General features: G+C 63.6%; 12 protein-coding genes. 1 reads left to right on the top strand and 11 read right to left on the bottom strand.

Features of this window, described 5'->3' with window-relative positions:
• Positions 1-83 precede the first annotated feature (83 nt).
• Positions 84-962 carry a LysR family transcriptional regulator gene (locus RB216_RS08875; protein WP_068935725.1) on the top strand — a complete coding sequence of 293 codons (879 nt, stop codon included), beginning with the start codon at positions 84-86 and terminating at the stop codon, positions 960-962.
• A gap of 36 nt (positions 963-998) precedes the next feature.
• On the opposite strand, the gene phnP is transcribed toward RB216_RS08875, so the two are convergent.
• From phnP to RB216_RS08820, 11 genes are all read right to left on the bottom strand, one after another.
• Positions 999-1,748, bottom strand: coding sequence for a phosphonate metabolism protein PhnP (gene phnP, locus RB216_RS08870; protein WP_236318029.1), 750 nt, complete (start codon positions 1,746-1,748; stop codon positions 999-1,001).
• Entirely contained in the window at positions 1,739-2,311 is a 573-nt protein-coding gene (gene phnN, locus RB216_RS08865) for a phosphonate metabolism protein/1,5-bisphosphokinase (PRPP-forming) PhnN (RefSeq protein ID WP_028615691.1), read from the bottom strand. The genes phnP and phnN overlap by 10 nt, the downstream gene beginning before the upstream one ends.
• On the bottom strand, positions 2,311-3,087 hold the full coding sequence (locus tag RB216_RS08860) for an alpha-D-ribose 1-methylphosphonate 5-triphosphate diphosphatase (protein ID WP_308908878.1): 777 nt from the start codon (positions 3,085-3,087) through the stop codon (positions 2,311-2,313). Before RB216_RS08860 ends, phnN begins: the two co-directional genes overlap by 1 nt.
• Positions 3,088-3,179: 92 nt before the next feature.
• Positions 3,180-3,575 (bottom strand): hypothetical protein, encoded by a 396-nt coding sequence (locus RB216_RS08855; RefSeq protein WP_028615689.1) that lies wholly within the window; start codon positions 3,573-3,575, stop codon positions 3,180-3,182.
• A gap of 14 nt (positions 3,576-3,589) precedes the next feature.
• Complete coding sequence (ccmI, locus tag RB216_RS08850; protein ID WP_122686725.1) at positions 3,590-4,777, bottom strand: c-type cytochrome biogenesis protein CcmI; 1,188 nt, start codon at positions 4,775-4,777, stop codon at positions 3,590-3,592.
• A complete protein-coding gene (locus RB216_RS08845; protein ID WP_028615687.1) occupies positions 4,770-5,243 on the bottom strand; it encodes a cytochrome c-type biogenesis protein in 474 nt (157 codons plus the stop codon). Before RB216_RS08845 ends, ccmI begins: the two co-directional genes overlap by 8 nt.
• Positions 5,240-5,776 (bottom strand): DsbE family thiol:disulfide interchange protein, encoded by a 537-nt coding sequence (locus RB216_RS08840; protein WP_068935731.1) that lies wholly within the window; start codon positions 5,774-5,776, stop codon positions 5,240-5,242. Before RB216_RS08840 ends, RB216_RS08845 begins: the two co-directional genes overlap by 4 nt.
• Positions 5,773-7,761 carry a heme lyase CcmF/NrfE family subunit gene (locus RB216_RS08835; protein ID WP_308908580.1) on the bottom strand — a complete coding sequence of 663 codons (1,989 nt, stop codon included), beginning with the start codon at positions 7,759-7,761 and terminating at the stop codon, positions 5,773-5,775. The genes RB216_RS08840 and RB216_RS08835 overlap by 4 nt, the downstream gene beginning before the upstream one ends.
• 3 nt (positions 7,762-7,764) lie before the next feature.
• A complete protein-coding gene (gene ccmE, locus RB216_RS08830) occupies positions 7,765-8,220 on the bottom strand; it encodes a cytochrome c maturation protein CcmE (RefSeq protein WP_028615684.1) in 456 nt (151 codons plus the stop codon).
• On the bottom strand, positions 8,217-8,393 hold the full coding sequence (gene ccmD / locus RB216_RS08825; protein ID WP_010211791.1) for a heme exporter protein CcmD: 177 nt from the start codon (positions 8,391-8,393) through the stop codon (positions 8,217-8,219). The genes ccmE and ccmD overlap by 4 nt, the downstream gene beginning before the upstream one ends.
• On the bottom strand, positions 8,390-9,145 hold the full coding sequence (locus RB216_RS08820; RefSeq protein ID WP_028615683.1) for a heme ABC transporter permease: 756 nt from the start codon (positions 9,143-9,145) through the stop codon (positions 8,390-8,392). The genes ccmD and RB216_RS08820 overlap by 4 nt, the downstream gene beginning before the upstream one ends.
• Between the last annotated feature and the right edge of the window lie 6 nt (positions 9,146-9,151).

Below are 9,151 nucleotides of genomic sequence, written 5' to 3'. Positions count from 1 at the left end.
TTGAAAGTACAACACGGGAAACGCATGACACCGGCAGCCCATCGCCTTAGGCTTGAGCGCCGCCCAGCCAACAGGAACACCCGATGGACCGTCTCACTGCCATGGAAACCTTCGTTCACGTCGTGGAGACCGGCTCCTTCTCGGCCGCTGCCAAGCGCCTGGGCATCGGCCAACCCGCCGTGTCCAAAAGCATCGCGCAATTGGAAGCACGCCTGGCCGTGCGGTTGGTGCTGCGTTCGACCAGGGGTCTGACGCCCACCGAGGCAGGCCTGGCGTTTTTCGAAAAAGCCAAGAGCGCGATTTTCGAAGCCGACGAAGCTGACGAGGCCGCCCGGGGAGCGGGCGCAGGATTAACGGGCAACCTGCGGGTCAGCGCCGGCGTGACATTCTCCCGTATGCGGATCATTCCCAACCTGGGACCCTTCCTTGACCAGCACCCTGGCCTGAACATCGACGTGTTGCTCGACGACCGCATCCTCAACCTGGTTGAAGACGGCATCGACGTCGCCCTGCGTATCGGCAACCTGAGTGACTCCGGTCTTACTGCTCGCCGGCTTGGCCAAAGCCCAAGCCGGGTGTTCGGCACACCAGCCTACTTCGAACGTTTCGGCGAGCCACAAAGCCCGGCGGATATCCTCAACCACCAGGCCGTGATCTACAGCCTCGGGGAGAGCCCGCTCTGGCCCTTCAAACAAGGCCCTCACGAGCAGGCCATAGCTGCTCGCGGGCGCTTGCGCGTCACTTCTTCCGAAGGCTTGCGCGCTGGCGTGCTCGCCCACCACGGCCTGGCGATGACGTCCGAATGGATGTTCGGCCCGGAATTGGCCAGGGGTGAGGTGAAGGCCGTGTTGACCGACTGGGAACTCCCGCCGAAGGATCTCTGGGCGGTATTACCGACGGGTCGAATGCCGAGTGCCAAGGCCAAGGCGTTTATCGAATACGTTGAAGGTTTAATGGTGTAGCGCCGGCAAGCCGGCTCCTGCGGGGTTGGAGGGTGTTCAGATGATCCGGCCATCCCGGCCGACCGTGACATGCCGTGGCAACGCGTGGCGATGCTCCAGCAACCACGCATCCAACGTATGCCCCACATGGGTCAGGACCCCCAATTGCGCACCGGTTTCCTCAATGCTCTGCAACGCCAGCGTCAGGTCATTGTGATTTCGCGGCGCTTGCGGCTGCGGCGGCATGGAGCAATCCAGCACCAGCACGTCCAGCGGTTCGCGTTGCAACCAGGCCAGGGTCTTCGGTGGCAGGCCGACGGTGTCGGTGAGGTAGGCTATGCGTCGCCCCTCGCCTTCCAGCAGGTAGCCCAGGGTTAGCTTGGAATGCTGCAACGGCAACGCTGTGACGCTCAACTCGCCAAATTGGCGTGTTTCAAACTCGGCAAAGGGCTGGCTGAAATCCAGGATGCCCGGATGCTTGTACAAGTCCGACAACCCCTCCGGATCCGCTGGGCCGTGCACCGGAATCACCAGCCCGTGCCCCCAGCGCAGATGCAGCAAACCCTGGGCATGATCGGCGTGGTAGTGGGTCTGGAAAATCCCGCTGAAGCTGCGCGGCGGGAAGCGTTCGGTGAGGTCGGGCAAACCGCTGTCGATCAGCCAGCGCTGGTCGCCGCATTCGATCAGCGCACTGCACGGGCGGCGGCGCAGGCTTTCGTCGCTGCGCGCCAGACCGCACGCGGGGCATTCGCAGCCGTACACCGGGACTTGCCGCGCGTCACCGGTGCCGAGCAGCGTCAGGCGCATGCCGAGTGCCCGTGGTCGAGGCAGCACAACAGGCGTTCGACCGTATGTTCCAGCGGCCCGGAGTTGTCCAGTATGAACAACCCCGCCCCATGCCCCGCGATCAACTCAGCGGTGAACCGCGTATTGCGTGCCAGACGCTCCTCGATATCCGCCAGGGCCTCACGCCCGCGTGCGATCAAACGCTGGCGCAACACCGCCTGATCTACCGTCAACAGCAACACCAGCGACGTCGGATAACGCGCGCGCGTCTGTGCCAGGTGCGCGCGCGAACCGTTGACCAGCACGTCGTCCCCCGCCGCCAGCCACTCGTCGATCTCCTTGGGAATGCCATAGGACAAGCCATTCGCCTGCCAGCTGAGGGCAAATGCACCCTCGGCCTGCAGCGCGGCGAACTGCTCCGGGCTGACCCCTTGCGCCGCCTCGCCCACCGCTTCCGCCGAGCGGGTGATAACGCGGCGCACGACGCGGCAACCGCGCTCGGCCAGGCGTGGGCGTGCAGCATCCAGCAGGCTGTCCTTGCCCGAGCCGGAGGGCCCGATGAGATAGATCAACCTGCCTGCCATCAAAACACCCTCTTCGCTTGTCGCCATACTTGTTGCACCACAGGCAGCCCTTCGCGGCTGCGGGCCTGGACCAGGTCGGCACGCAGGCCGATGGCGATTTCGCCGCGATCGCCCAGGCCGGCAGCTTTTGCCGGCGCCAGGCTGATCATCTTGACCGCTCGCGACAGGTCGCCGTCGTCCTGCTGGTCCGCCAGCACGAAGGCTGCCTGCAAGAGGCTGGCCGGGTAATAGTCGCTGGAAAGTATATCCAGCAATCCCTCGGCCGCCAGGCCGGCGGCGGCCACATTACCTGAGTGCGACCCGCCGCGCACCACGTTCGGCGCGCCCATCAACACTTTCATGTCCAGCGCCTGGCAGCCCTTCGCCGCTTCCAGGGTAGTGGGGAATTCGGCGATGGTCATGCCGTAGCGCGCCGACTCTTGCACATGGGCCAATGTCGCATCGTCGTGGCTGGCGACGGACAGGCCGCGCGCAAGGCAATGCTCGACGATGGCGGCGCGATAACGGTCGCTGTACGCCAGGGAGATGGCATCGAGCACCGTGGTGATGCCCGCTGCGATGATCTGCGCATCGTGGCTGAGCACGGCAGAGGTCGACGGCCAGTCCACGCCGGGGCGCGGGGTCATGTGTTTTTCCAGGTTGTCGGTGTGCAGCTCCACCAGGCCCGGCAAGAGGAAATCGCCGCCCAGGTCTTGGGCCTGGAGCAACTGGCTACGGCCTTCGGCGAGGTCGACGATCTTGCCGTCGCGCAGATTCGGTTCCTGACACGCCGCCATCGCGGGCAAGCCCGGCTCCCACAGGTGATCTTCATTGGATTGGAGAACGTGTTTCACAGGCATGAAAAAGGCGACCCGAAGGTCGCCTTTTGTCATTGTGCGTATTGCTTGCTCAGTCCCGGCGGCACGCCTTGCACGTCGGTCTCTTCCCACGGCCCGTTCGGGCTGATCGAGCGGCTCCAACCGTTGCTCCAGCGGTAATACGTGCGCTGGCGGTAGAAGGTGTCGGGCTGTTCTTCCAGCACATACACCTGCATCTTGCCGTCCCAGTGGCTGGCAGCGCCCGGTGGTGGGGCGAAGGTCGGCGATTTGGTCGGCACGGGTTTCGGTGCTGGAGTCACCGGGCCCGAGGGCTTGGTGCTCGGCTGGGTCGACGGGCCTGACGGAGGAATGGTCGGGCCGGTGGGCGCGGGAGGTGGGCGGTGGACCGCACAAGCGCTCAGGCCGAGTACCAGGCTGAGCAAGGTGATGCGTGCAAATGCGGTCATAGGCGTTTCCTCGATTACTTGTCCGGACTGTCGATGGTCAGCTGCTGCACGGCAGTGGTGCTGCTGGCCAAGGGTTGGCTGCGGCCGATCCATTCGCCAGCGGTCGGAACACCAGCCCGGGATATGCGCGCAACCAGTTGGACTTCGGGGAAGTTGGACAGTTTCAATTGCGGCATCATCGCGTCGGCATCGCCGAGTTCGACGGTGATCGGCAGCTCGGCGACGGTGACGCGCTTGGCCGCCAATGGCGCCGGTGGGCCGGAGACCGCGCGGGCGAAGATGAATACGCTGTCAGTGGGCAGGGCTTTGGCCTTCACGTCGGCGCTCAGATCCACCCGAACTTTCATCGCGGCTTTTTGAGGGGCGACAGTGCCGCCGTTTTCTTTCAGCTTCTCAGCTGCGCGATCAATGCCACCTTGCAGGGCTGCACGGGAATTGTCTTCCGGTGGCAGTTGCGCCAACAGCCGGTTCCAGTAGTCGATCGCTTCCTGATAACGCTGGCCTTCAAACGCCGCGATACCGAGCAGGCCGAGGCTGGTGACTTCCTTCGGATCAAGCTTCAACGCTTCATCGGTCAGCGCCTGAACCTTGGGCGACCACTGTTTATTGTCGGCAAAGTATTGCGCCTGGGCCCACTGGCCGAGCAGTTCCGGCTGGCGACCGGCCAGGGCGACGGTGCGCTCGAACACTTTGGCCGCATCGGCGGAACGGTCCTGGGCCATGTAGGCGCGACCGAGGAAGTACAGGCCTTCCGCCGAGTCCGGCTGGGCGGCGGCGGCGCGTTCCAGGCGCTGGGTCATGTCTTCCATAGACACTGGCGGCTGGGAGAATTCGCGGGTCAGTTCAACCTTGTCGCTGGCGCCGTAATGCAGGTACAGCGCAACGCCCAGGACAGGCACCAAAAACGCCGCCAAAAATGGCAATGGCTTGCCCAGGCGCGATTCGCGGGGTTTTTCCACGCCTTCGGTGTCGGCCAGCAATTCGCGGGCGGCTTCGGCGCGGCCCGTGTCGAGTTGAGCGGCGTTGAGCACGCCCTCATCCTGCTGCACTTGCAACTCGGCCACACGTTCCTGGTAGAGCGCAACGTTCAGCGCGGTGCGATCCTCTTCACGCTGGGCACGACGGCCGCGCAGTACAGGGATCAGCAGGAAACTCAGGGCAATCAGAAGCAGCAAACCGGCTGCGAGCCAGAAATCAATCATCAGTCTTGGTGTCCAGCAATTGGTCGAGGCGTTTACGCTCATCTAAGGACAGCGCGTCGGAACCGTCAGTCGGCGCGGCGCGGCGGCGGCGCACGATCACCGCCATCACCACCACGCCCGCCAACAACAGTCCGGCAGGGCCGAACCACAGCAGCGCGGTCTTGCCGGTGAGGGCCGGTTTGTAGCGCACGAAATCACCGTAGCGGTCGACCATGAAGTCGATGATCTGCTGGTTGTCCTTGCCCTCCCCCAGCATGCGGAAAATCTCTTTGCGCAGGTCGGCGGCGATGGGTGCGTTGGAGTCGGCGATGTCCTGGTTCTGGCACTTGGGGCAGCGCAGTTCCTTGGTCAATTCGCGAAAGCGCTCGCGGTCACCGTCCTTGGCGAATTCGTAGGTGTCGATGGCGGCGTGGGCGACGCCGACCAGTCCAAGCGCCAGCACCGCAGCGGCTAACAGACGCTTCATGGCTTGGCCTCATCGACCAGCGCCTGGTACTTGGCGGCCAGTTGCTCGCGCCACACCACCTCGTCGATCACGCCGACGTACTTGTCGCGGATCACGCCTTTGGCATCGATGAAGAAGGTTTCCGGGGCGCCATAGACGCCGAGGTTCAGGCCGAGGTTGCCGTCTTCATCACGGATATCCAGCTGGTACGGGTTGTGGAACTCGGCCAGCCACTTCAAGGCCGCCGCATTGTCGTCCTTGTAGTTGATGCCGTAGATCACTACGCCCTTCTCAGCGAGCTTATTCAGCACCGGGTGTTCGACGCGGCAGGAGATGCACCAGGTGCCCCACACGTTGACCAGTGCCGGTTTGCCCAGCAGGTCGGCCTGGGTAAGGGTTTTATCGCCCTGCACGGCCGGCAACGAAAACGCTGGGAACGGTTTGCCGATCATCGCCGAAGGCAGCTCGGCCGGGTCCAGGTACAGACCGCGGTAAAGGAACACGGCCACCAGCAGAAACATCGCCAGCGGCACAACCATCAACCAACGCTTCATACCGCCGCTCCTTGCAGGCCCAGCGCTTCACGCACCCGGCTCTTGACCTTGACCCGATAACGCCGGTCCAGCGCGGCCAGCAAACCACCGAAACCGGTGAGCAGGCCGCCGAACCAGATCCAACGAACGAACGGTTTGACGTGCACGCGCACGGCCCAGGCGCCGTCGCCCAAGGGTTCGCCCAACGCCACATACAGGTCGCGGGTGAAACCGGCGTCGATGCCGGCTTCGGTCATCATCGAACTCTGCACGGTGTACAGGCGTTTTTCCGGGTGCAGCACAGCGATTTCCTTACCGTTACGGACGACGCGCACCGTGCCTTTGTCCGACGTGAAATTCGGCCCTTCGAAGTGCTTGGCACCCTCGAAGATGAAGTGGTAACCGGCCAGGTCCATGGACTCACCCGGCGCCAGGCGCAGGTCGCGCTCGGCGCTGTTCTGGCTGGAGAGCACCACGCCTAGGGCACACACGGCGATGCCGATATGGGCGATCTGCATGCCCCAGTAGCTGCGGGTCAGGGTTGGCAGGCCTTTGATCAGGCCTTTGTGGCGGGTCTTGTCGAAGAGGTCGCGCACGCCGGCCAGCAATACCCAGGCGGCGAGCAGGAAGGTGGCGAGTACGGCCCAGTTGAAGTCGCCGTAGGCAAACCCGGCGAACACCGCCAAAACCACGCTGCCCAGCAGCACCGGCATCAGCATGCCCGCCAGCCATTTCACCGGGGTGTCTTTCCAGCGCACCAGCACGCCGACGGCCATCACCACCATCAACAAGCCCATCAATGGAATGAACAACGCGTTGAAGTACGGCGGGCCGACGGACAGTTTGGCGCCGCTCAGGGCATCCAGTACCAACGGGTACAGCGTGCCGAGCAGGATCATCGACGCGGCCACTACCAGCACCAGGTTATTGCCCAGCAACAGGGTTTCCCGCGACCACAGGTTGAAACCGACCTGGCTCTTGACCACTGGCGCGCGCAGGGCAAACAGCGTCAGGGAGCCACCGACCACAAACAGCAGGAAGATCAGGATGTACACACCACGTTCCGGGTCGGAGGCGAACGCATGCACGGAGGTCAGCACGCCCGAACGCACCAGGAAAGTGCCAAGCAGGCTGAGGGAAAATGCCGCGATGGCCAGCAACACGGTCCAGCTTTTGAACACGCCGCGTTTTTCGGTGACGGCCAGCGAGTGAATCAGCGCCGTGCCCACCAGCCATGGCATAAAGGAGGCGTTTTCCACCGGGTCCCAAAACCACCAGCCGCCCCAGCCGAGTTCGTAATAAGCCCACCAGGAGCCAAGCGTGATACCAATCCCGAGGAACGCCCAGGCGACGATGGTCCACGGCCGCGACCAGCGCGCCCAGGCCGCATCGAGACGCCCGCCGAGCAGGGCGGCGATGGCGAAGGCGAAGGCCACCGAGAAACCGACGTAACCCATGTAGAGCATCGGCGGGTGCACGATCAGGCCGATGTCTTGCAGCAGCGGGTTGAGGTCATGCCCGTCCGTAGGAATCTGCGGCAGGATGCGGCTGAACGGGTTGGACGTCATGATCAGGAACAGCAGGAAGCCGATGCTGATCATGCCCATCACCGCCAGCACCCGCGCCAGCATGACTTGCGGCAGTTGGCGCGAGAACACCGACACGGCAAAGGTCCAGCCGCCGAGAATCAGCGCCCACAGCAGCAGCGAACCTTCGTGGGCGCCCCACACGGCGCTGAACTTGTAGTACCAGGGCAGCGCGCTGTTGGAGTTATTGGCCACGTAGGCGACGGAAAAATCGTCAGTCATGAAGGCGTAGGTCAGGCAGCCAAAGGCGAACAACAGGAACGCAAATTGGCCCCAGGCCGCCGGTTGCGCCAGGCTCATCCACAGGCGGTCGCCGCGCCAGGCGCCGAGCAGCGGCACCACGGCCTGGACGACGGCAAAGCACAGGGCGAGGATCATCGCCAACTGGCCCAGCTCCGGAATAAACAGTGCGGACGTCATGGCTTAGCCCTCCTTGGCAGGCGTTGGCGCGGATTGGCCGCTGTCTTTCAGGGCCTTGGTGACTTCCGGCGGCATGTATTTCTCATCGTGCTTGGCCAGCACTTCATCGGCCACCACCACGCCGTCGGCGTTGAGCTTGCCCAGGGCGACGATACCTTGGCCTTCGCGGAACAAGTCCGGGAGGATGCCGCGATAGGTGATGGTCACGGCTTTGTTGAAGTCGGTGACAACAAAGGTCACGTCGAGGGAATCACCGGAACGCTTCAGCGAGCCTTGCTCCACCATGCCGCCGGCGCGAATCCGTGTATCGACAGGGGCTTCGCCATTGGCGATCTGGGTCGGGGTGTAGAACAGGTTGATGTTCTGCTGCAGGGCACTCAAGGCCAGGGCCACGGCAATGCCAACGCCGGCCAGGATGGCAAGGATGATCAACAGACGCTTTCTACGCAGCGGATTCACTTATCGGTCTCCCGGCGCAGACGACGCGCCTCTTGTTGCAGGTAACGCTTGCGGGCCAGGATCGGCGCGGCGACGTTGAGGGCCAGCACCGCCAGGCAGATGCCATAGGCCGTCCAGACATAGAGGCCGTGATGGCCCATGGCGAGAAACTCGCTGAAAGAAGCAAAACTCATGCGCGCGCTCCCAGGCTGTTTTGCACTTCGGCCTTGACCCAGCTGGCGCGGGCTTCACGCTTGAGCACTTCGAGGCGCATGCGCATCAGCAGCACGGCGCCGAAGAAGCAGTAGAACCCCAGCACCATCAATAGCAGCGGCGCCCACATCTCTACCGGCATCGCCGGTTTTTCGGTGAGGGTGAAGGTGGCGCCCTGGTGCAGGGTATTCCACCACTCCACCGAGTATTTGATGATCGGGATGTTGATCACGCCGACAATCGCCAGCACCGCGCAAGCCTTGGCCGCGCTGTCACGATTGCTGATCGCGTTGCCCAGGGCAATCAGACCGAAGTACAGGAACAGCAGGATCAACATGGACGTTAGTCGTGCATCCCACACCCACCACGAGCCCCACGTGGGTTTGCCCCAGATCGCACCGGTGACCAGCGCCACGGCGGTCATCCACGCACCGATGGGCGCGGCGCATTGCAGGGCCACGTCCGCGAGCTTCATCTTCCACACCAGGCCGACGATGCCGCACACCGCCAGCATCACGTAGCAGGACTGGGCCAGCATCGCGGCAGGCACGTGGATATAGATGATGCGAAAGCTGTTGCCTTGCTGGTAATCCGGCGGCGCGAAGGCCAGGCCCCAGACCAGGCCGATGCCAATCAGCAACACGGCGGCGACGCTCAACCACGGCAGCAGCTTGCCGCTGATGCCATAGAACCATTTGGGCGAGCCGAGCTTGTGAAACCAGGTCCAGTTCATTGCTGT

It is taken from the genome of Pseudomonas canadensis (genome assembly GCF_030980095.1).
Classification (GTDB): domain Bacteria; phylum Pseudomonadota; class Gammaproteobacteria; order Pseudomonadales; family Pseudomonadaceae; genus Aquipseudomonas; species Aquipseudomonas canadensis.
The sequence above is the reverse complement of the archived record's forward strand: the minus strand, read 5'-3'. Positions and strand labels throughout refer to the sequence as shown.